Origin of the sequence: Phaeobacter sp. JH20_02 (assembly GCF_048056915.1) — a bacterium.
Classification (GTDB): Bacteria; Pseudomonadota; Alphaproteobacteria; order Rhodobacterales; family Rhodobacteraceae; genus Phaeobacter; species Phaeobacter bryozoorum.
In genome coordinates this window covers 85,800-105,357 of the sequence record NZ_JAYMVP010000021.1, presented here as the reverse complement: position 1 = coordinate 105,357, position 19,558 = coordinate 85,800, and the positions used below count along the sequence as shown (strand labels likewise).

Genomic DNA, 19,558 nt, shown 5'->3' with positions numbered 1-19,558 from the left:
AGCGTCAGTTCAGAGAGGCTTCCAGCGCCTCGCGGCCTTGGCTGAGCTGGTCGTGCAGCGCGGCCTCGCCTTTGTTGGCCAGCTTGCGTAACTCCTGTTGCAGGGTGTCGCGCGCCTCAGCCATCAGGGCGTCGCGTTTGTCGCCCAGCAGTTCATCTTCCTGCCGGGTTTGCGGCAGAAGGGCCGCGACAATCGCGCCAAGACCAAAGGCGAGACCGCCGGCGACCAGTGGCTGCGCCGCGATGCCATCCTGCGACGCGCGGCTGAGCTTTGCGGCTCTGCGTTCCAGTTCTTCCTGGATTTGGATCGCGGAAAGACGTGCCTTTCGCACCTGCTTGCGCGCTTTGGGAGGCAGTTTGTCCAGCCCGTGGTCCAGCGCCGCACGCAGACGCCTGGCGCTGGGGCTTTTGCGCTGGCCCGCATCGGGGCTGGGCACGTGAGCCATCTCAGCGCTGGTCGAAGCGGTCACCGGTCCCGCCGGTTGCGCCTGTCCTTCCGGATCACGTCGCTTGCCGGCTCCCGACATCAGCAGCGCGATGCCGGTGCCGACGAGCGCCAGCGCGGCCGGGTTGGCACGCGCGGTCGACCACAGCTGCTGCGAAATCTCACCGCCATATTGCGATGCGGTTGCAGAAACTTCCGTCGCGATGCGCTCCGGCGACAGGCTCGCCGCCAATGTGTCGAGGGATTTGGACAGCGCCACCCGGTCACGGGCGATTTCGGTCTCAAGCTCGGTCAGATCGGTATCATCAGACATGGCGTGTGGTCTCCTTCAAGGTCTTGAGGTCGCGTTGCACGTTCCGCAGGCTGCGATCCGGCATAAGGGCTGAGGGTGACAGGCGGTTGACGCCCAGCATAACCAGCCCCACGGCAAGGGCGATCAACGGCCCGCCGACGATCAGCGCGGCGGTCCCGACGCTAAGGCCCATAGCGGTGATCGCGGCGACAAGCGCGGCTGCAAGGACATGCAGCCCCACAATGGCCAGCACGGCACCCACCGCGATCATCGCGATGGCAACACCGGCGCGCGACAGGTTGCGCGACAGTTCTGCCCGCGCCAGTCGCAACTCGTCCTGAACCAGCTGCGACATCTGTTTGAGCACGGTCACCAGCAGTCCCGGCGCCTGTGACGGGCTGGCAGAGGTGTTCTGATCTTCCATCACGAAACCCTCCGCGTCGGGCTCTGCGTCATGCCGCCACGGCTGTAGTCACTGTCGCTGGCCGGGGAGCCGTCACCGGCCTCATAGGCGGTCCATGGGTCGCCTGTCGCGTCATCGGCGACGGCGCGGTCCGACGTGGCGTCCGGCGCTGTCGACTTCAGGAACCGGGTTGCGGCAAAGCCGAGAAGCGCAGCCCCCCCCAGAAACAGCATCGGGTTCTTGCGGGCAAAAGCGCCGGTATCGCGCAGTACTTTTTCCAGATCGGCTGTCCGGATGGTATCCGCAACCTGCTCCAGCCCCTGAGCCAGCTGCTGGGCGGCCTGAGCCTGAAGCGAGCCTTGCGGCAGCTCGGAGGCAGCGGCATCAGCAGCACGCGCAACGGCGGCGGCCTCACCTGCGGCTTTGCTCTGGGCTTGCTCCGCGCGTGCTCTGGCCTCGCTGCGCAGCGTCTCCTGCGCCTGTTCCGCGAGTTCCGTCGCATGTGTCTTGGCGCGCTCGATGTGGCGTGAAGTCGTGTGTTGATCGGTCATGTGCCTCTCCCGTTCTGTTTGGATGGCTTGTGGTCCCAACGCGGCCTGCGACGGTTGGTTCCCGATCTCTCTGGACTTCTGTCTGTTCCACCTCGCGGTGCCCAACGCGCGATCATGAACGCCGATATGGCAGCGCCCTCTGGGACGCGGACTCCAGAGCAGTCCTCGCGATCGGCGATAGCGCACCCGCTGAGATTTCGGGGAACCAAGCCGATACCGGCACGTTGACTAGGCGACGATACCCAAATGACAGGAGCCAAGACATGAACGAGCAACAGATCAAAGGGAACTGGGCAACCCTGAAGGGCAAATTCCATGAGGCCTATGGCGATTTGACAGATGATGATGTCGAGAAGGCCAAGGGCGACCGCGAACAGCTGCTTGGCCTGTTGCAAACGAAATATGGCAAGGCCCGCGAAGAAGCTGAGCGCGAACTGGATAAGTTCTTCGCCTCAGTCTGACCCCTCCATCTGATGTCCGGTGGTTTGGCTGCCGGACAGGCGGCCGCAAACTGCGCGGGGTGACACTCTGACCCCGCCTATCGAATTGAGACGAAAGGAGTTTTGACATGGCACGACAGACCGAAACCCAGCAGGAGGCGATCTCTCAACTGTGGCACCAGCTGGAGAAACGCCGCACTTCGATGCTGGCTGTGCGTGACAGCGACCAGCATCCGCAGCCGATGACGCATTTCGCGGATGCAGAGAATGGCGCGATCTGGTTCATCAGCTCCTCCGACAGCGATCTGGTCCGGGCAATCGGCCTTGGTGCCGACGCCCAGTTGACCCTTGTCTCCGACGGTCAGGATTATCACGCAAGCGTGCGCGGACCGCTGGAGGTCACCAATGACCCCGATAAGCTCGACGAGTTGTGGAGCTTTGCCGTCGGCGCCTGGTTTGAAAAGGGCCGTGACGACCCAAAGGTGACATTGCTCAAGATGACCCCGCGTGAAGCAGCGGTCTGGGCCTCGCAGGGCAACGCCGTTCTGGTCGGCCTGAAGCTGCTGCGCGCCAGCCTGAGCGAGACCGAGGGCCATCCGGATGTCGGCGTGCACCACGTGCTTCAGATCAATACCTGATCGTCAGCACGTCGCGCGATCACGAAAAATGGCGCTGTCCCGTGTTGGGGCAGCGCCATTTTTTAACGTTTCAGGCTTCGGTCAGATGTGTTTATGCCCTTCGCGCGCGGGGGCCGAAGAGCAGCCAGCAGATGAAGCCAAGGATCGGCAGGATCAGCACGAAAACAACCCAGATGACTTTCTTGCCGGTGCCTGCGTTGGACCCGACAATCGACACGATTGCCCAGATGGATAGCAGCAGGACGATCAGCCCGCCGATGCCAGCATATTCTACCATATATAATCTCTCCTTGTTGGCGTATGGGCGCGGTCAGGCGCTGCGCAGCGCCTCGATCAGCGCGTCCTTGTTCATAGTCGAGCGTCCGTCGATATCCAGCTCGCGGGCGCGGTCCATCAGCTCGTCTTTGGTCCAGTCCTCATATGGGGGCGCCTTACCGCCCTTTTCAGATGGGGACATGTCATCATTTGCCTGCGCGTTGGCTATGGCGGCAGCCTTCGACTTGCCATAGCCCTTGTCGCGCAGGGCCTCATAGGTGTCTTCCTTCTTGATGGATGCGCTGTGGTCGTCGGCCATGGGGTGCTCCTCTTTTCCAAGCGCAACGCAGAACCTGAATAATTTGTTCCGCCCTCCCATATTGCCGCATTGCCATCTGGCCGTGGCGATTGGCGTTATCACTCCGCGTTCGGCCCGTCGCTCAGCAGGTCGCCGCCACCATCGGGGGCGTTGCGTTCGCGGGCGGCGGCCTCCTCATTGGCGTCCTCGACACGGGCTGGATCCGACGCTGCCGGCAGGGGGGTCTCGGCCGGGGCGGCGGCAGGTTTAGGTGCCGGGGCCTTCTGCGATTGCTGCTGGGCCACGGGTAGCAGGCTCGCGGCGTCCCGAGCATCAACACGCAGGCGGTAGATCGGCTCCGGCAGGCCAAACCCATTGCTTTCCAGCGCGGTCTTGGCAATCCGAATGGCCTCGCCACGGGCTTTTTGAAAACTACTCTGGGTCTGATCGACCCAGCCGGTGAAGGTCAGGATCACATTTGAATCGCCAACCTCCTTGACCCAGGCACCAACCGATGGATCCCGCAGGACAAAGGGCAGCGATTGCAGGGCATCAACCGCCGTCGACAGGGCCGCGGCCAGATCGGCGTCGGCATCAACACCCAGTTCAAACTCGAACCGCCGGTTGGCATCGCGGGTGTAGTTGACGATCCGGCCCTTGAAGACGGTCGCATTGGGGATGCGGATATGGTTGCCTTCGGGTGAGATCAGGATGGTTGCGCGTGAGGTCAGCCGGGCAACGGTCCCCATATCGCCTGCAATCTCGACAAAATCATTCGGTCGAAACGGTTGCCGCAGGCTGAGCAGGATAGAGGCGATGAAATTCTCCACCGTGTCGCGCACCGCAAAACCAACCGCCAGACCAGCAACACCCGCGGCCCCCAATACGGCCCCCAGCAGCGCTGTTGCGTTGAGGATATCCAGCGCCACCACCAGCCCCAGGACGATAAAGGCAATGCGCGCCACACCGCTATAGACCTCCGCGATAAAGGAGTTTGGCGCCAGACGCTTCCAGATCCGCAGCCGCGTCGTCAGCAGCCAGCCGAAGGCGGAAATCATCACGAAAACCAGCATCGCGACAAAGAAAATCGGTGCATTGGCAATGATATTTCGGGTCCGCTCCTTCAGCCGGGAAAAGGCCGAGTCGAGCCGCTCATCAAGCCGCCCATTGATCGCGGTCCGGTTTTCGATCGCCACGACACCGTCAATGCGTTCGACCATCGTGGTCAGCTGGGTCTGGCGCGGATTGTCCAGAACCTCGCCCGACAGGGTCACAACGCCACTTGACACAGAGACCCTCACCTTGTCGAAGCCGTCGATTTCTCCCAGCAGCTGGACAATCCTGCGGCGGATCTGGGCGTCCGGGGCAGCTTTGCTATCGAGCTGGATTGCGCTGTCGGTCTGCACCGGATCGCTGGTCGCCTGAGCGGCGCCGGGATGCGGCAGCAACAGGCAGAATGTCAGCGCCATGACACTCAGAAGCAGCGCAAGCCGGGATTGACGGAATGCCCGGGCCAGGGGCCGGGCGGCGGTGCCGACGGGATGGGGGGAGCGGCGGGCAGGGCGGTGGGGCATTGGCATCCTCGGTCTGGAACGCATCGGAAAGGGGCGCGTGGCCCGCTGGTTGTAATACCCGTCAGGCCATTGATCGCGCTGCAATGGTTCTTCGAGTTACGGGGAACGTCAACCGCCGACCGCCATCAGCACCGCAATATCCGGATGCGCGCGGGATCGGACAGAAAAACCCCGCCAGAACTGGTCTGACGGGGCATGAATCGGGCGGCGCTTTACTGTGCTTCCTGAGATTCCTCGGTGATCGCGTCGCCAAGGTCGGAGACGTCACGGCCAAAGCCCTCGGTTGTTTCGCAGGCAGCCAGACCGGCCAGGGCAAGAGCGGCAATAATCAGTCGCATGTCAAATTCCTTTTGTTTCGCGGCGCGAACGCCGGTGTCAGATCCAAGTATCAGTCCCGAAAGTCGGGGCCGGTGTCGCACCGGCGGAGTATGGGGCGCGGGCAAAGCCCAGTCGCGGCCCCGGGTGGCCCCGATCTGGCGGGGCCTGCCCCGTCTCGTCACGGGGTTGCGCTGGGCTAACGCCTCTGCTGCCGGATCGGTTCCCGCCGAAGCTGCTGGCAGTCAAAGAAAAACACCTGACCTGCCTCGGGAGCGAGCGGTGTTGTCGTGCGCATTGTCCGGCGCTCGCTGGAACCGCAGGCGCGTCGAAACGTTTGCTCTCCAGAGACACAGAACAGACACGGAACCCGAGGCGTGACAGGTCGGACAGAGCGCCGAAGCGCGCACCGCAGGCCAGACAGGAGGCAGATCACAATGACAGCGCAGGACCATCCCGTCGGCGAGATAATCGAGGCGACGACCGAATTGCTGGAAGAGGACAGCATCAGCGTTGCCGAGGTTGTCGAGGATCTTGGCCATTCCTCGATGGCGGCGACCCTGTTGCTGCCCGCGATGGCGGTGGTGTCGCCGCTCAGTGGCGTGCCGCTGTTCTCGACTGTCTGCGGGCTGCTGATCTTTCTCATCGCCGGGCAAATGGCGCTTGGCCGGGATCACCTGTGGCTGCCGGATTGGCTCCGCCGACAGCGGATCTCCTCGGAGCGGGCGCGCAGGGTGCTGGGGCCTATGCGCCGGATGGCCCGATTTCTCGATCGCCATACCGAGGCGCGGGTGAAGATCCTGCTGCGCCAGCCCTTTGTCACAGTGCCGCGTATCCTGTGCGCCCTCTCTGGGCTGGCGATGCCGTTTCTTGAACTGGTGCCCTTCAGCTCTTCCACTCTGGGGGCGGTGGTCAGCAGCCTTGCCGTCGCGATGCTGACCCGCGACGGGCTGGTAATGCTGGTGGCGCTGGCGCTGCTGGCGGTGGCCGGCGCCGGCCTGCCTTACCTGCTGCTATGACGGGGATCAGCCCGGCAGGGTGTGGCGGCGCCGGACCTGTGCAGGGCGACCGGGCAGCGACAGCGCAGCATCGCCGCGCGCGCTGCGGCTGATCACCTTGCCCTTTGCCACCACTGCCAGACGGGCAGGCCGCAGGCGCAGTGCCTCGGTCGGGGTCGCCGCATCCAGCACCACCAACGAGGCGCGATCGCCTTTCTTCAGCCCATAGCCGTCCAGCCCCATGATCGCGGCATTGTTCTCGGTCACCATGGTGAAACACTGCGCCATCTCGTCCGGGTGGGTCATCTGCGCCACATGCATCCCCATGAAAGCCACGTCCAGCATGTCGCCGGTGCCAAGGCTATACCAGGGATCCAGTACGCAATCCTGCCCCCAGCCCACCGTTACGCCATGGGCCAGCAATTCCTTCACGCGGGTCAGGCCGCGCCGCTTGGGAAAGCTGTCGTGGCGACCTTGCAAGACGATGTTGATCAGTGGATTGGGGATGGCGGCAATCCCGGCTTCGGCAATCAGCGGCAACAGCTTGGAGACGTAGTAGTTGTCCATCGAGTGCATGGAGGTGAGATGGCTGCCGACCACGCGCCCCTGCAAGCCGTGGCGCAGCGTCTCCTGCGCCAGTGTCTCGATGTGTCGCGACAGCGGATCATCGGTTTCGTCACAATGGATGTCGACCTGCAACCCACGATCCGCAGCGATCTTGCATAGATCGCCCAGAGACTCCGCACCATCCTGCATACTGCGTTCGAAATGCGGAATGCCGCCCACCACATCGACGCCCATATCCAGCGCGCGGATCAGGTTATCGCGACCATTTGGCGCCCGGTACAACCCATCCTGCGGAAAGGCGACCAATTGCAGGTCGATGTACTCCTTGACCGCCTCGCGGACCTCCAGCATCGCGGTCACGCCCCGCAGGTGGTCGGGCGTGGTATCGACATGGGTGCGGATCGCCAGCAGCCCCATGCTGGCCGCCCAGTCGCAATAGGTCAGGGCGCGGCTGACCATATCCTCGACACTGGCCTCCTCGCGCAGCTCTCCCCAAAGGCTGATCCCCTCCAGGAGTGTGCCAGAGGAATTGACCCGCGGCAGCCCGTAGGAGAGCGTCGCATCCATGTGGAAATGCGGATCGACAAAGGGGGGCGTGACCAGATCGCCGCTGGCCTCGATGGTTTCTCTGGCCGCCGCGTCAATGGACGGCGCCACCTCGGTGATGATGTCACCGGTGATGCCGATATCCGCGACCGAGCCATCGGGCAGCGTGCCGCCCTTGATCAACAGATCCAACATCATCTTTCTCCCTTGTTGAATGGCACCATCAATGCGGCAGGCACCTCGGCGCGGCGCGACATCACGACCAACGCCAGTATCGACAGAATATAGGGCATCATCAGGAACAGCTGGTAGGGCACGACCGCGCCGATCCCGGTCTGTTGCAGGCGGATCTGCAAGGCATCAAAGGCGGCAAAGAGGATGGCGCCCAACACTGCCTTGCCCGGTCGCCACGCGCCAAAGACCACCAGCGCAATGCAGATCCAGCCGCGCCCGTTCACCATATCGAAAAAGAAACTGTCAAAGGCCGAAAGCGTCAGGAACGCGCCTCCCACCGCCATCAGGCCGCTGCCCACCACCACCGCCCCCATGCGGATCGCGGTCACTGACAGCCCCTGTGCGGCCACTGCCGATGGGTTCTCACCCGCCGCGCGCACCGCCAGCCCCAGCGGCGTTCGGTAGAGCACATAGGCACAGAGCGCCGCCAGCACGAAGGCGGCATAGGTCAGCGGCGTCTGTGAAAACAGGGCCGGGCCGATCAGCGGCAGATCCGACAGCAGCGGGATTTCATAGGGCTGAAACGCCTCGATCTTGGGGGGCGAGGACACCTCCGGCAGCACCACGCGGTAGGTGTAGAAGGTCAGCGACGTCGCCAGCAGTGTCAGCCCGATGCCCACCACATGCTGCGACAGCCCGAAAGGCACGCTGAGCGTCGCATGCAGCAGGCCAAAGGCCATGCCGGTCAGCAGCGCCACACCAACCCCGCCCCAAAGGGGCAGCCCGGCCCAGACCGCGATCCAGCCGGAGAAGGCACCCGCGACCATGATCCCCTCGATCCCGAGATTGAGCACGCCGGCCCGTTCGCAGATCAGCTCCCCCAGCGTGGCAAAGATCAGCGGCGAGGCGATGCGGATCGCAGCGGCCCAGAAGCTGGCGGAAAGCAGGATTTCGAGAATGTCCATCTCAGTCCCTCCGCAGCCGGAATTTGCTGAGCAGGATCGCCATCACCATCAGCAGCAGAGCCGAGGCCAGCATGATATCGGCCAGATAGCTGGGAACACCTGCGGCGCGGCTCATACTGTCCGCTCCGACAAAGATCGCGGCGACAAACAGCGCTGCAAAAACCACGCCAATCGGATGCAGCAGCGCCAGCATGGCCACAACGATGCCCGTGTAGCCAAAACCGGGGCTGAGATCGAGCGTCAGCGCCCCCTTGAGGCCGGCCACCTCTGAATAGCCCGCCAGCCCGGCCAGCCCGCCGGACAACAGCGCGGTTTTCAGGATCACCTTTGTGACCGGAATGCCTGCAAATCGCGCGGCTTCGGCGTTCTGGCCAACTGCGCGTATCTCATAGCCCAGCGTGGTGCGGGTGTTGATCACCCAGATCACCAGCGCTGAAATCAGCGCCAGCGCAAACCCCCAGTGCAGCCGCAGCCCGTCCACCACCCGGGGCAGCCGCGCGTCGGCGCTTAGCCGGGGTGATTTTGGCCAGCCCATGCCCATCGGATCCTTTAGCGGCCCTTCCAGCAGGTAGGAGACGAACAACAGGAATATGAAGTTGAACAGCAGCGTGGTGACCACCTCATCCACCCCCAGCCGCGTTTTGAGCAGCGCAGGCCCCAGCAGCAGCACCGCCCCCGCGATCAAAGCCGCCGCACCAAGCAGGGGCAGCAACAGCGGTGCAGGCAGGTTCAGCGCGCCGGTGCCCAGAACAACGGTGATCACAGCCCCAGCATAGAGCTGCGCCTCGGCTCCGATATTCCAGAGCTTGGCACGAAAGGCGACCGCAACCGCCAGACCGGTGAAAATCAGCGGGGTTGCGCGGTTCAAGGTCTCAAGCAGCGCAAATTTCGACCCGAATGCCCCGCTCAGGATCAGGCCAAAGATCGACAGCGGTTCCCCCCCGGCGACCTGTGCAAGCGCGGCAGCAATGACAAATGTCGCCAGCAGTGCAAGGGCAGGCGGCAGCAGCCGCCGCTGCCAGCTTGGCGCGGCAATCGGTTCAAGCCGCATGGCCATCCTCCGTCTGTGGGGCATCCGACCGATCGTCAAACCCATGGCCGGCCATCCAGGCGCCCAGTTCCTCGGGCTGTTTGCTGCCACGGGCAAAACCGGGGCTCAGACGCCCTTCGCTGATCACATGGATCACATCGGAAAGCTGCATGATTTCGTCCAGATCCTCGGAAATCAGCAGAACCGCCGCCCCGCGCGCGCAGGCTTTGGCCAATTGTTCATGCACATAGGTGACCGCGCCGATATCCAGCCCGCGCACCGGCTGGTTGGCCAGAATGATCTGCGGGGCCTGTTCCAGCACACGGCCAAGGATCAGCTTTTGCATATTGCCGCCCGACAGCAGCCGGATCCGCGTGTCGGGGCCGGGACAGCGCACGTCATAGCCTGCGATCACCGTCCTGGCGAAGTCACGCGCGGCCCGCCAGTCGAGCCAGCCACGGCGGCTGAAGCGGGTCGCATAGGTTTCAAGGATCGCGTTTTCGGTCAGGTCAAAATCGGCAATCGTGCCGGTCTTGTGCCGGTCTTCGGGGATGCGGGCGATCCCGCTGTTGATCGCCTCACGCGGGGACCAGCCTGCCGGGGCGGCGCCGTTCAGGGTCAGCCTGCCGGACTGCGGCGTGATCAGCCCCGAGACCAGATCAGAAAGCGCGGCCTGACCATTGCCGGACACCCCGGCCAATCCGGTGATCTGACCCGCCGCCAGTTCCAGTGACACGCGCTGCAATCCGGGTGTTGCCCCGATGCTGGGGGTGGAGACCTCATGCAGCTGCAACAAGGCAGGGCCGGGGGCGTTGGCGGTGAAATCCGCCGGCGTCACTTCTGCCCCCACCATCAGCGCCGCCAGTTCGTCACGGCTGGTCTCGGCGGTACGCCGCTCGGCCACCAGCCGGCCATGGCGCAGCACCAGCACGCGGTCGGAGATTGCCATCACCTCATGCAGCTTATGCGAGATGAAGATCACCGACAGACCACGGGCGATGGCTTCGCGCAGCGTGGCAAACAGCGCATCGGTCTCCTGCGGTGTCAGAACCGCTGTGGGCTCGTCCAGAATTAGGATCCGGGCATCGCGGTACAGCGCCTTCAGTATTTCCACCCGCTGGCGTTCGCCGACGGTGAGCCGCGAGACCTTGGCGTTGGGATCGACTTTCAGATGAAACTGCTCCGCCAGCGCGCGGATACGGGCCTTTGCCGGTCCTGCCCGCAGGCCCAGACCCAGCAGCGGCTCGACGCCAAGGGTGATATTCTCCCAGACCGTCAGATTATCCGCCAGCGTGAAATGCTGATGCACCATGCCGACGCCGCCATCCAGCGCGGCGCGCGGTGCACCGGGGGGCAGGGCCGTGCCGAACAGTTCCACGCCGCCAGCGTCCGCCGTGTATTGTCCGAACAGAATATTCATCAGCGTGGTCTTGCCCGCGCCGTTCTCTCCCAGCAGGGCGATCACCTCGCCTGCAAAAAGGTCAAAGCTCACGTCATCATTTGCGGTGACGCTGCCAAAATGCTTGGTGATGTGTTGCAGGCGCAGCACCGGGCCACTGCCCGATGCCTGCGCCGTCTGGTCCGGCGTCATGCGCAGCTGCTCAGGAGGAGCCGGGCTCGGTGTCGTTGATCTCCACCACAAAAGAGCCATCCTTGATCGCTGCGCTGCGGCTGGCGATCAGATCCAGTGCCTCCTGCGGGATCTTGCCCTCAAAGGTGCCAAAAGGCGCCAGCGAGGCTCCGCCCTCCTTCATGAAGGAATAGATGCCATAGTCGGCAGCGGTGAAACTGCCGTCGCGCACCTTGGCGATGGCCGCATCCAGCGTCGGCTCAAAATGCCACAGCGCCGATGCCGCCACCGTGTCAGGATAGTCGCTCTGGGTGTCGATCACATTGCCAATGGCCAGCACGCCCTTCTCCTTGGCCGCGTCGGAGACGCCAAAGCGTTCCGCATAGAGCATATCGGCACCGTTCTCGATCATGGCGAATGCGGTTTCCTTGGCCTTGGGCGGATCGAACCAGCTGCCGATGAACGAGACCTGGAATTTGATATCGGGGTTCATCTCCCGCGCACCCGCCATAAAGGCGTGCATCAGGCGGTTCACCTCAGGAATGGGAAACCCGCCGACCATGCCGATATTGCCGCTCTCCGACATGGCCCCGGCCACAATCCCCGACAGGTAGGAGGCATCCTGAATGTAGTTGTCGAAGACCGCCAGATTGGGCAGCGCCGGATCCTCCTTGAAGGAAGAGCCCATCAGGAAGGCCACATCGGGATAATCTGCCGCCACCTCGCGGGCCTCTGCCTCAACGCCGAAGATCTCACCGATGATCAGCTTGTGCCCCTGTTCGGCATATTCGCGCATCACGCGCGGATAATCGGTGTTCGAGGTGTTTTCGGAAAACGTATAGGTGATGTCGCCACGGTTCTCTGCGGCGAGGGCGGCAACATGGATCCGGCTGACCCATTGCTGTTCGACGGGCACGGTGTAGATGCCTGCAACCTTGATCGGCTCGGCCGCTGTGGCCCGAAGCGGCAGCGAGGCGGCAAGCCCGACGGTCAGCGCCCCGGCGGCACAGCTGAGCAGAAAGTGGCGGCGCGACATCCGCGCGCTGGTCTTGGTCTGTGTCATGTCATTTCCCCCTGTCGATGGCCCTGCGTTGGTGCAGGTTCTTTGGAACGTCGCCGGTCATGCCCGCGTGGTGTCGACGCTAGGGGGCTGGTCGTGACCCCGGCAATACGCGCCCTGTGTTCCGCAGGGGAAACTATAGGGGCGCGCTTCTCTTTTGGGCAAGGATGAATTCAGATATCGAAATTTGTGCGGTATTTGAACCGCTTGCCCTGCGCATTGCCTTGCTTTCGATGGGGCGGTATCCATGGTGCGGACCCGCCCTGTCGGCGCGGCCGACACCGAACGAGGATCACATGACACAGATTGAACGCAGCCACACCGGCCCCCGCATGAGCCAGATCGTCAAACATGGCGATACCATCTATCTGGCCGGTCAGGTCGGCACCGCCGGGGCCAGCGTCGCGCAGCAGACGCAGGATTGCCTCGACAATATCGACCGGCTGCTGGCAGAGGCGGGCAGCGACAAATCACGTATCCTGCAATGCACCATCTGGCTGTCTGACATGGCCGATTTTGCTGCGATGAACGAGGTGTGGGACGCCTGGGTGCCCGAGGGGCATACCCCGGCCCGGGCCTGCGGCGAGGCAAAGCTGGCGCGCCCCGAGTTTCTGGTGGAGATGATCGTCGTTGCCGCGGCCTGAGGCTGATAATTGCAAAAGGCCCCCGTCAGCGATGGGGGCCTTCTTTGGGATCGGGCGACCTTAGCGCCGCCGCAGCAGCCAGATAAAGAAGACGCCGCCGACCAGCCCGGTGACCAGCCCGATCGGCATGTCCTCTGGCGCCATCAGGGTGCGGGCGGCGATATCGGCAGAGACCAGAAACAGCCCGCCGAATAGTGCCGAGACCGGCAGCACCCGGCGGTGATCACCGCCAACGATCAGCCGTGCCACATGCGGGACGATCAGCCCGACAAAGCCGATCATTCCGGAAAAGGCCACCATCACCCCGGTGACCAGCGCGCCGACGCAAAAGGTCATCAGCCGGAACCGCGCCACCGGTATGCCCAGGGTTGTTGCCGTTTCGTCACCGACGGTCATCGCATTGAGATCGCCAGAGCGGGACCAGAGCCACCCCCCGCAGAGCAGCAGCACCACCAGCGGATAGGCCAGGTGGCTCCACTGCGCGAGGCCAAGCCCGCCCAGCATCCAGAACACCACGGTATGGGTCGCTCTCGGATCTCCAAGGAAAATCAGAATATTGGCGCCTGCCATGATGACAAAGGAGACCGCCACGCCAACCAGAACCAGCCGGTCAGCGGTTGTCGCCTCGGCAAAGCGGGAGACCGCAAGGACCAGCGCGGTTGCGCCCAATGCGCCGACAAAGGCCAGCAAGGGCACTGTGAGAAGCCCGAGAAACAACCCGGTGTGCAGCAGCGCCAGAATGGCACCAAAGGCACCGCCGGCCGAAATGCCCAGCAGATGCGGATCTGCCAGCGGGTTGCGGGTCACCGCCTGAAGGCTGGCACCCACCATGGCCAGACCGGCCCCGACCATCATCGCAAGCAGCGCGCGGGGAAACCGGATATCCCAGACGATGGCCGCCTGACCCTTGGTCCAGCCTGCGGCGAAATCGGCGCCCGATCCGCCGCCCAGCTTGTCGGCGATGATCCCCCAGACGGAGGTCAGCGGGATGCCGACCGCGCCCACGGAGACCGCAATCGACAGGGTCAGGGCCGTCAGCACGGCCCCGCCCAGGATCCAGGCCAGCCGCCCGCGCAGGCGCCGCCGGGCACGCGCGCTCAGGCGCGGCTCAGATGCGTGATGTGCGTCGGCTGTGGACATATCAGTTGCTTACCGCATCCGCGCGGGCGGCGTCAAAACCGGTGGCCAGTGTCTTGATCGCGCGGATATTGCGCGGACCCGGTGTGGCTTCGACATATTCCAGCGTCACGAAACGGTCGTTCTTCACCGCGTCGATCTCGGCAAAGGCCGGGTTGCCCCGCATGAAGGCGCGTTTTTCCTCGGCGGTGACCGAGCCGTAGTTGACGATGACAATCACTTCGGGGTTGCGCTCGACCACGGCTTCCCAGGTGACGGTGGCCCAGCTTTTCTCCAGATCATCCATCACATTGCTGCCGCCCGCGGCCTCGATCAGCGCGGTGGGCATGGCGTATTTCCCGGCGGTAAAGGGCGAATCCTCGCCGCTGTCATAGACAAAGACCCGCAGCGGCTCACCCGTCTCGGGGCGGTCCTTGGCAAAGGCGGCAAGCTCGTCCTTATAGCCGGCCACCAGCGCCTCGGCGGTGTCCTCGACCGCAAAGATCCGGCCCAGATTCAGCAGGTCATTATACATGTCATCCATGCTGACCTTGGCTTTTTCGCCGATGTGAATGCAGCTCTCGGTCAGCTCATAGACCTTGATGTCAAACGGCGCGAGTGTCTCGGGTGTGACCTCTCCGCCCACTTTCATGCCGTAGTTCCAGCCGGCAAAGTAGAAATCCGCACCGGCGCCGATCAGCACTTCCTTGGAGGGGTATTTGGCCGATAGTTCCGGCAGCTCCGCCACGCCTGCGCGCATGACCGGATCCAGCGTTTTCCAGCCGGAAATACCGGTGTAGCCGACCATGCGGTCAGCCAGACCCAGTGCCAGCATCATTTCGGTGAGATTGACGTCGTTGGAGACCGCGCGTTTTGGCGGTGTCGCAAAACTGACACTGCGGTTGCAGCTCTGCACGGTGGTCTCGGCCTGCGCCGCCGGGGCCAGGGAGGCACCAAGTAGGGTGGCGGCAAGCAGCGGCATCACAGTGGAAAGGCGGGCAAACATGATCAGGTGGTGTCCTTATGAAACAGGGAGATGAAAGGTAAGGTGATCCTGCCCGGAGGGGGCAAGTGTCTCGCGCCTCGCAGCGACGTTGAAGACCTCGCTAACGGTATCTTCGCTCAGAACGTCGCGCGGTGCGCCAAAGGCCAGCGTGCGGCCCTGCGCCATCAGCAGGATGTCGTCGCAGACCCCGGCTGCTATGTTCAGATCATGCAGGCTGGTGATGATGGTCACGTCGAGATCCCGGATCAGCTCCAGCACATCAAGCTGATGGCGAATGTCCAGATGGTTGGTAGGTTCGTCCAGCACCAGCAGGGCCGGCTCCTGCGCCAGCGCACGCGCCACCATGACCCGCTGACGTTCGCCGCCCGACAGGGTGCCAAAGGCACGATCGGCCATCTCGCCCAGTTCCAGACGATGGAGCATCCGGTCGACAATCGCCGCATCGCGGGCGCCCGGCGTGGCAAAACCGGACCGGTAGGGCGCGCGCCCCAGCGCGACAATCTCGGCCACGGTCAGGGCAAAATCGGTGGGTTGTTCCTGCAAGACAGCGGCAACGCGCTGCGCTGCGGCCTTGGGCGGAAGGGCCCAGATGTCGCTGTCGCCGACCTCAACCCTGCCGCTGCGCGGCTGGTTGAACCGGTAGATCACCCGCAGCAGGCTGGATTTGCCGGCCCCATTCGGCCCCACCACGCCCAGCACCCGGCCCGCGTCCAGATGAAAACTGGTCGGATGCAGGATCAGCGGAGCCATGCGGCCCGGCCCCCAGCTGACATCGGTCACGGTTACGGCAGCAGCAGTCATTCGGCAGGCTCCACCTGTTGCAGCGCCGCAGGGGGGGCGATGGCGGGCGCCGGGATCGCAGCGGCCGGTACCAGGGCCGGGATGCGCGACAATGTGCAACGGCGCAGTTTTCCGGGGCGGTCAACCGAACTGCACCAGCCGTCAGCCAGCATCTGGTAGAGATCGGTGAAACTCAGGAGATCGGCGAGATCCTCCTCGGGGCTGAGATCGCCAAAGACATAGCTTGCCTTGCCATCCGCCTGAAATCCGACGGTACAGGGATGGCTGCATCCGGCCATACAGGCCACGCCGGCAACCTCGATCGCCGCGCTGCCACGCCGGTCGAGTTCACGGCGCAGGGCCGCAATCAGCTCCGGCCCCGGACGGCTGCCCGGGGTCGCGCCCTTGCAGGATGTGCACACCAGAATACGGTGCCGTGCTGTCCCGTCCATAGCGCCCTCCGCGCAATCCGGTCAGGTGAAGAGGGGGAAGGGGATCAGCAATGCCTCAGCGCCACGCAAAATCGTCCTGCCCGCCGGAACACCCCGCCCGGTCAATAGGTTTCCAGTCGATGGCAGGTCTCCTGACTTGCGGGTTGCTGCGGGCCTCGGCCTTCCCGGCGCCAGCGCCAGTGGTCAATCGAGGTCGCTCACCGCTCACAGTTGCGGGGGCAGTCGCGGATTCGGCGCCTGATGGCTACACCACACCGCGTTCCCTTTTCATCCCGTGACCGCTTTTGGGTCTTGGGAACCATCTCCGGTTTTGGGTAGATTTCTCGCCGGGGTTTGTAAAGGGGAAACCGTCTGCCAATGCGTGTGCCGCCAGGGCGGCGGTGGCGCAAATGCGCGCCTCAGGGCTCTTCGGGCTGAAGCAGTTCACCACCGGCGCCAAGCCGGGGGCGCGGCAGGTGCTGCAACAGGGTTGCCACGCGCTGGCGGCAATGCTCCCCGGTCCAGTCCGCGGGGTGAAACCGTGGCGGCAGGTCGGGGTGGCGCAGCACCACACGCCGCCAGCGGTGCACGATCAGGGTCCGCAGCGTGGCAATCTGCGCCGGATCAAGCGCGCCTGGCTCGGTCATCTTTGGCGGTGTCAGACCGCTCAACGTGGTGTCGAGCCGGGCGCAGGCCTGTCTCAGGTCATCGGGAAACAGCCGGTCCCGCAGCCAATCGGGCACCGTCAATTCCGGCTGTTCCACCACAAGGAAATTGTCCCGACCCTGCGGCAGCGGACCGTGACCCAGCAGGGTCGAACGGTTGATCGCGACATAATTGGGCTGCTGCACCAGCGCATCCAGCGCGCTGTTCTGTCCATCCGCAGCCACCAGCAGGTGCCAGTCGGCGGGGGGCACGGTGGTTGGCGCATAGATGCGCGGGGTGACGGCGGCGGACTGGCTGCGCCCCATCGGCGTCAGGAAATGGACCGACGCCCGGCCCGAGCGTGTGCTGTCGATCCAGCCATCCTTGCGCAGCCGGTGCAGCGCCACGCGGATCGCCTCGGGCTTGATACCCATCGGTGTGATGATCCGGGTGAGGGCGCTGCCGCCGATCTGATCCCCCTCGCGCTGCGCCAGATCGCCAAACAGCGAGACAATAATCGACCACACCCGCTGGTTCTGCGGATCGCTGAGGGCGGTTACGGCGGTGTCAAACCAGAGGGTCTGCGTGTCGGTCATATAGAATAGATAAATCGCCCGGGCCGGTTAGGCCAGACCGGGCGAGTGTTTCACTGCAAACACCTGTCAGAAGGCATTCATCGTCAGCAGCTCATATTCGGCGGCAATCTCGTCGTCCTGATTGGTCAGGGTGACATGCCAGCGCACTTCGCCGTAGTCCTCGTTGCGGGGAGTTTTTTTCTTCACCGTCAGGCGCACCCTGATGCTGTCACCTGCCGAAACCGGCTTCATGAAGCGCAGGGAGTCGAGGCCGGTGTTGGCCAGAACTGGGCCTTCGTCCGGCTGCACGAACATGCCCGCCGCAAACGACAACAGCAGGTAGCCATGCGCCACGCGGCCCGGGAAGAACGGGTTCCGCTTGGCGGCGGCGTCGTCCATGTGCGCATAGAAGGTGTCGCCGGTGAAATGGGCGAAGGTCTCGATATCCTCCAGCGTCACGGTGCGCGGCGCGGTGTGCAGGGTCTCGCCAATCGCCAGCTCGCCGAATTTGCGGGTGAACGGATGTGCCGGGCCCTTGATCTCGGTGCCGCCGGGGACCCATGTCTTGCCAATCGCAGACAGGATATCGGGTGAGCCCTGAATGGCGGTGCGCTGCATGTAATGCTTGACGCCGCGCACGCCGCCCAGCTCCTCGCCACCGCCGGCACGGCCCGGGCCGCCATGCACCATGTGGGGCAGGGGGGAACCATGGCCGGTCGATTCCTTCATCGAGTCGCGGTTGTTGAAATAAAGCCGCCCGTGGTAGGCGCCAGCCCCCAGCGCGACCTCTCGGGCCACCTCAGTATCATGGGTGATGACCGAGGCGACCAGCGAGCCTTCACCGCGATTGGCGAGAGCAATCGCATGGCTCAGATCGCGGTAGCCCATGATGGTGGAGACGGGGCCGAAGGCCTCGGTGTCATGGATCCGCTGGGCATGGTCCGGGTCGGCGCAGTGGAACAGCATCGGCGGCACAAAGGCGCCTTTCTCGGCGTCTGCACCATCGACGGTGAAGTTCTCGGGATCGCCAAAGACGCGCTCAGCTTCCTGGCCGATGATTTCCGCCTTTTCCAGCACGTCACGCTTCTGGCTGTTGGAGACCAGCGCGCCCATGCGGGTGGTTTCCAGACGCGGGTCGCCGATCTGGGTTTTGGCCAGGCGGGCAGAGAGCGCCTCGATCACCGCGTCCACCTGCGCCTGCGGCGCGATGATGCGGCGGATGGCGGTGCATTTCTGACCTGCCTTGGTGGTCATCTCACGGCTGACCTCCTTGACGAACAGGTCAAACTCCGGCGTTCCGGGCTGCGCGTCCGGGCCCAGGATCGACGCGTTGAGGCTGTCCTGTTCGGCCACAAAACGGACCGAGTTTTCCAGGATCACCGGGTTCGCCCGCAGCTTCAGCGCGGTCTGCGCCGAGCCGGTGAAACTGACCACATCCTGCATGGTCAGATGGTCCAGCATGTCGCCGAGGCCGCCGGACACCAGCTGTAGTGCCCCGTCGGGCAGGAGGCCCGAGTCCAGCATCAGCCGCACCGCCAGCTCGGTGACATAGCAGGTGGCGGTCGCCGGTTTCACGATGGCCGGAACCCCCGCGAGCAGGGTCGGCGCCAGCTTCTCCAGCATCCCCCAGACCGGGAAGTTGAAGGCGTTGATATGCACTGCAACCCCTTGCAATGGCGTGCAGATATGCTGACCGAGGAAGGTGCCGTTGCGGGAGAGCTGCTCCACATCGCCGTCCAGATAAACATGCCCGTCCGGCATTTCGCGGCGCCCCTTGGAGGCGAAGACGAACATGGTGCCGATGCCGCCGTCGATGTCGATCATGTGGTCGGACTGGGTGGCACCGGTGTCAAAGCTGAGATCATAGAGCGCCTGCTTGTGCTGGTTCAGGTGGCCTGCCAGCGCCTTCAGCATCCGGGCGCGGTCGTGGAATGTCAGCTTGCGTAAAGAGGGACCGCCCACCGTGCGGGCATGGTCGAGCATTGCCTGCACATCCAGCGCATCATTGCCGGCCTGGGCGAGAGGTGCGCCGGTAATGGCGCTGGCGATGTTGCGCGCGCCAGCCCCCGGTGCAACCCATTGGCCCGCAACAAAGCTGGAAACATCAAGAAGGCTCATGAGCGCGATCCTTTGCATCTGAACCAATGTGGTTCGGTCTGAGGTGAGAAGCTCCAAATATATTGACCAACCGGTCGGTTTATGCAAGGTCTTTGTTAACACATGTACGAGGGAGGCGCTGTG

General features: G+C 63.9%; 22 protein-coding genes and 1 riboswitch. Of the genes, 4 read left to right on the top strand and 18 right to left on the bottom strand.

The window, feature by feature from the left end:
* Positions 1-4: 4 nt before the first annotated feature.
* The 3 genes from VWY34_RS06120 to VWY34_RS06110 are packed head-to-tail and all read right to left on the bottom strand — an operon-like array spanning position 5 to position 1,690.
* Complete coding sequence (locus tag VWY34_RS06120; RefSeq protein ID WP_416544637.1) at positions 5-757, bottom strand: hypothetical protein; 753 nt, start codon at positions 755-757, stop codon at positions 5-7.
* Complete coding sequence (locus VWY34_RS06115; protein WP_340547369.1) at positions 750-1,160, bottom strand: phage holin family protein; 411 nt, start codon at positions 1,158-1,160, stop codon at positions 750-752. Before VWY34_RS06115 ends, VWY34_RS06120 begins: the two co-directional genes overlap by 8 nt.
* Positions 1,160-1,690, bottom strand: coding sequence for a hypothetical protein (locus tag VWY34_RS06110; RefSeq protein WP_416544636.1), 531 nt, complete (start codon positions 1,688-1,690; stop codon positions 1,160-1,162). The genes VWY34_RS06115 and VWY34_RS06110 overlap by 1 nt, the downstream gene beginning before the upstream one ends.
* 263 nt (positions 1,691-1,953) lie before the next feature.
* Here VWY34_RS06110 and VWY34_RS06105 point away from each other — a divergent pair, with 263 nt between their 5' ends.
* Complete coding sequence (locus VWY34_RS06105) at positions 1,954-2,151, top strand: CsbD family protein (RefSeq protein ID WP_340547367.1); 198 nt, start codon at positions 1,954-1,956, stop codon at positions 2,149-2,151.
* A gap of 107 nt (positions 2,152-2,258) precedes the next feature.
* Entirely contained in the window at positions 2,259-2,768 is a 510-nt protein-coding gene (locus VWY34_RS06100; protein ID WP_416544635.1) for a pyridoxamine 5'-phosphate oxidase family protein, read from the top strand.
* A 91-nt stretch (positions 2,769-2,859) separates the two neighbouring features.
* Here VWY34_RS06100 and VWY34_RS06095 read toward each other — a convergent pair whose 3' ends face one another.
* The 4 genes from VWY34_RS06095 to VWY34_RS06080 form a co-directional block, all read right to left on the bottom strand.
* The gene (locus VWY34_RS06095) at positions 2,860-3,045 is read right to left on the bottom strand and encodes a PLDc N-terminal domain-containing protein (protein WP_416536651.1); all 186 of its coding nucleotides are present in this window, start codon (positions 3,043-3,045) and stop codon (positions 2,860-2,862) included.
* Positions 3,046-3,078: 33 nt separating this feature from the next.
* Positions 3,079-3,342: a DUF7218 family protein gene (locus VWY34_RS06090; protein WP_340547364.1), complete on the bottom strand. Its 264-nt coding sequence runs from the start codon at positions 3,340-3,342 to the stop codon at positions 3,079-3,081.
* Positions 3,343-3,440: 98 nt separating this feature from the next.
* Entirely contained in the window at positions 3,441-4,895 is a 1,455-nt protein-coding gene (locus VWY34_RS06085; protein WP_416544634.1) for a mechanosensitive ion channel family protein, read from the bottom strand.
* A 212-nt stretch (positions 4,896-5,107) separates the two neighbouring features.
* Positions 5,108-5,233, bottom strand: a complete 126-nt coding sequence (locus VWY34_RS06080; RefSeq protein ID WP_072505423.1) for an entericidin A/B family lipoprotein — start codon at positions 5,231-5,233, stop codon at positions 5,108-5,110.
* A 414-nt stretch (positions 5,234-5,647) separates the two neighbouring features.
* On the opposite strand from VWY34_RS06080, the gene VWY34_RS06075 reads away from it, so the two are divergent.
* Positions 5,648-6,229, top strand: a complete 582-nt coding sequence (locus VWY34_RS06075) for an exopolysaccharide biosynthesis protein (protein WP_340547362.1) — start codon at positions 5,648-5,650, stop codon at positions 6,227-6,229.
* 6 nt (positions 6,230-6,235) lie between these two features.
* Here VWY34_RS06075 and VWY34_RS06070 read toward each other — a convergent pair whose 3' ends face one another.
* From VWY34_RS06070 to VWY34_RS06050, 5 genes are read right to left on the bottom strand one after another with little or no spacing between them, the layout of a single operon-like run.
* A complete protein-coding gene (locus VWY34_RS06070; protein WP_416544633.1) occupies positions 6,236-7,516 on the bottom strand; it encodes an amidohydrolase family protein in 1,281 nt (426 codons plus the stop codon).
* A complete protein-coding gene (locus tag VWY34_RS06065) occupies positions 7,516-8,460 on the bottom strand; it encodes an ABC transporter permease (protein ID WP_416544632.1) in 945 nt (314 codons plus the stop codon). The genes VWY34_RS06070 and VWY34_RS06065 overlap by 1 nt, the downstream gene beginning before the upstream one ends.
* A 1-nt stretch (position 8,461) precedes the next feature.
* Positions 8,462-9,511, bottom strand: a complete 1,050-nt coding sequence (locus VWY34_RS06060; RefSeq protein ID WP_416544631.1) for an ABC transporter permease — start codon at positions 9,509-9,511, stop codon at positions 8,462-8,464.
* Positions 9,501-11,081, bottom strand: coding sequence for an ABC transporter ATP-binding protein (locus VWY34_RS06055; protein ID WP_416544630.1), 1,581 nt, complete (start codon positions 11,079-11,081; stop codon positions 9,501-9,503). Before VWY34_RS06055 ends, VWY34_RS06060 begins: the two co-directional genes overlap by 11 nt.
* Before the next feature lie 10 nt (positions 11,082-11,091).
* Positions 11,092-12,123: a BMP family protein gene (locus VWY34_RS06050; RefSeq protein ID WP_340547357.1), complete on the bottom strand. Its 1,032-nt coding sequence runs from the start codon at positions 12,121-12,123 to the stop codon at positions 11,092-11,094.
* A 293-nt stretch (positions 12,124-12,416) separates the two neighbouring features.
* Between VWY34_RS06050 and VWY34_RS06045 the strand changes: the two genes are divergently transcribed.
* Positions 12,417-12,764 (top strand): RidA family protein, encoded by a 348-nt coding sequence (locus VWY34_RS06045; protein ID WP_416544629.1) that lies wholly within the window; start codon positions 12,417-12,419, stop codon positions 12,762-12,764.
* Between the two features lie 60 nt (positions 12,765-12,824).
* Here the strand turns inward: VWY34_RS06045 and VWY34_RS06040 are convergent, their stop codons facing one another.
* The 6 genes from VWY34_RS06040 to paaZ form a co-directional block, all read right to left on the bottom strand.
* Positions 12,825-13,904 (bottom strand): FecCD family ABC transporter permease, encoded by a 1,080-nt coding sequence (locus VWY34_RS06040; RefSeq protein WP_416536660.1) that lies wholly within the window; start codon positions 13,902-13,904, stop codon positions 12,825-12,827.
* 1 nt (position 13,905) lies between these two features.
* The gene (locus VWY34_RS06035) at positions 13,906-14,886 is read right to left on the bottom strand and encodes an ABC transporter substrate-binding protein (RefSeq protein ID WP_416544628.1); all 981 of its coding nucleotides are present in this window, start codon (positions 14,884-14,886) and stop codon (positions 13,906-13,908) included.
* A gap of 15 nt (positions 14,887-14,901) precedes the next feature.
* On the bottom strand, positions 14,902-15,687 hold the full coding sequence (locus VWY34_RS06030) for an ABC transporter ATP-binding protein (RefSeq protein WP_340547353.1): 786 nt from the start codon (positions 15,685-15,687) through the stop codon (positions 14,902-14,904).
* On the bottom strand, positions 15,684-16,118 hold the full coding sequence (locus tag VWY34_RS06025; protein WP_416544627.1) for a DUF1636 family protein: 435 nt from the start codon (positions 16,116-16,118) through the stop codon (positions 15,684-15,686). Before VWY34_RS06025 ends, VWY34_RS06030 begins: the two co-directional genes overlap by 4 nt.
* Before the next feature lie 103 nt (positions 16,119-16,221).
* Positions 16,222-16,436: riboswitch (cobalamin riboswitch) on the bottom strand.
* Between the two features lie 80 nt (positions 16,437-16,516).
* Complete coding sequence (locus tag VWY34_RS06020; RefSeq protein ID WP_416544626.1) at positions 16,517-17,338, bottom strand: PaaX family transcriptional regulator C-terminal domain-containing protein; 822 nt, start codon at positions 17,336-17,338, stop codon at positions 16,517-16,519.
* Positions 17,339-17,404: 66 nt separating this feature from the next.
* On the bottom strand, positions 17,405-19,435 hold the full coding sequence (paaZ, locus tag VWY34_RS06015; protein WP_416544625.1) for a phenylacetic acid degradation bifunctional protein PaaZ: 2,031 nt from the start codon (positions 19,433-19,435) through the stop codon (positions 17,405-17,407).
* Positions 19,436-19,558: the final 123 nt, after the last annotated feature.

Coding starts and splice junctions, on each gene's coding strand:
- VWY34_RS06070 (WP_416544633.1), bottom strand. CDS start 7,516: ATGTTGGATCTGTTGATCAAGGGCGGCACGCTGCCCGATGGCTCGGTC.
- VWY34_RS06055 (WP_416544630.1), bottom strand. CDS start 11,081: ATGACGCCGGACCAGACGGCGCAGGCATCGGGCAGTGGCCCGGTGCTG.
- VWY34_RS06050 (WP_340547357.1), bottom strand. CDS start 12,123: ATGACACAGACCAAGACCAGCGCGCGGATGTCGCGCCGCCACTTTCTG.
- VWY34_RS06030 (WP_340547353.1), bottom strand. CDS start 15,687: ATGACTGCTGCTGCCGTAACCGTGACCGATGTCAGCTGGGGGCCGGGC.
- VWY34_RS06020 (WP_416544626.1), bottom strand. CDS start 17,338: ATGACCGACACGCAGACCCTCTGGTTTGACACCGCCGTAACCGCCCTC.
- VWY34_RS06065 (WP_416544632.1), bottom strand. CDS start 8,460: ATGGACATTCTCGAAATCCTGCTTTCCGCCAGCTTCTGGGCCGCTGCG.
- VWY34_RS06085 (WP_416544634.1), bottom strand. CDS start 4,895: ATGCCCCACCGCCCTGCCCGCCGCTCCCCCCATCCCGTCGGCACCGCC.
- VWY34_RS06105 (WP_340547367.1), top strand. CDS start 1,954: ATGAACGAGCAACAGATCAAAGGGAACTGGGCAACCCTGAAGGGCAAA.
- VWY34_RS06095 (WP_416536651.1), bottom strand. CDS start 3,045: ATGGTAGAATATGCTGGCATCGGCGGGCTGATCGTCCTGCTGCTATCC.
- VWY34_RS06060 (WP_416544631.1), bottom strand. CDS start 9,511: ATGCGGCTTGAACCGATTGCCGCGCCAAGCTGGCAGCGGCGGCTGCTG.
- VWY34_RS06035 (WP_416544628.1), bottom strand. CDS start 14,886: ATGTTTGCCCGCCTTTCCACTGTGATGCCGCTGCTTGCCGCCACCCTA.
- VWY34_RS06090 (WP_340547364.1), bottom strand. CDS start 3,342: ATGGCCGACGACCACAGCGCATCCATCAAGAAGGAAGACACCTATGAG.
- VWY34_RS06120 (WP_416544637.1), bottom strand. CDS start 757: ATGTCTGATGATACCGATCTGACCGAGCTTGAGACCGAAATCGCCCGT.
- VWY34_RS06110 (WP_416544636.1), bottom strand. CDS start 1,690: ATGACCGATCAACACACGACTTCACGCCACATCGAGCGCGCCAAGACA.
- VWY34_RS06100 (WP_416544635.1), top strand. CDS start 2,259: ATGGCACGACAGACCGAAACCCAGCAGGAGGCGATCTCTCAACTGTGG.
- VWY34_RS06080 (WP_072505423.1), bottom strand. CDS start 5,233: ATGCGACTGATTATTGCCGCTCTTGCCCTGGCCGGTCTGGCTGCCTGC.
- paaZ (WP_416544625.1), bottom strand. CDS start 19,435: ATGAGCCTTCTTGATGTTTCCAGCTTTGTTGCGGGCCAATGGGTTGCA.
- VWY34_RS06040 (WP_416536660.1), bottom strand. CDS start 13,904: ATGTCCACAGCCGACGCACATCACGCATCTGAGCCGCGCCTGAGCGCG.
- VWY34_RS06025 (WP_416544627.1), bottom strand. CDS start 16,118: ATGGACGGGACAGCACGGCACCGTATTCTGGTGTGCACATCCTGCAAG.
- VWY34_RS06045 (WP_416544629.1), top strand. CDS start 12,417: ATGACACAGATTGAACGCAGCCACACCGGCCCCCGCATGAGCCAGATC.
- VWY34_RS06115 (WP_340547369.1), bottom strand. CDS start 1,160: ATGGAAGATCAGAACACCTCTGCCAGCCCGTCACAGGCGCCGGGACTG.
- VWY34_RS06075 (WP_340547362.1), top strand. CDS start 5,648: ATGACAGCGCAGGACCATCCCGTCGGCGAGATAATCGAGGCGACGACC.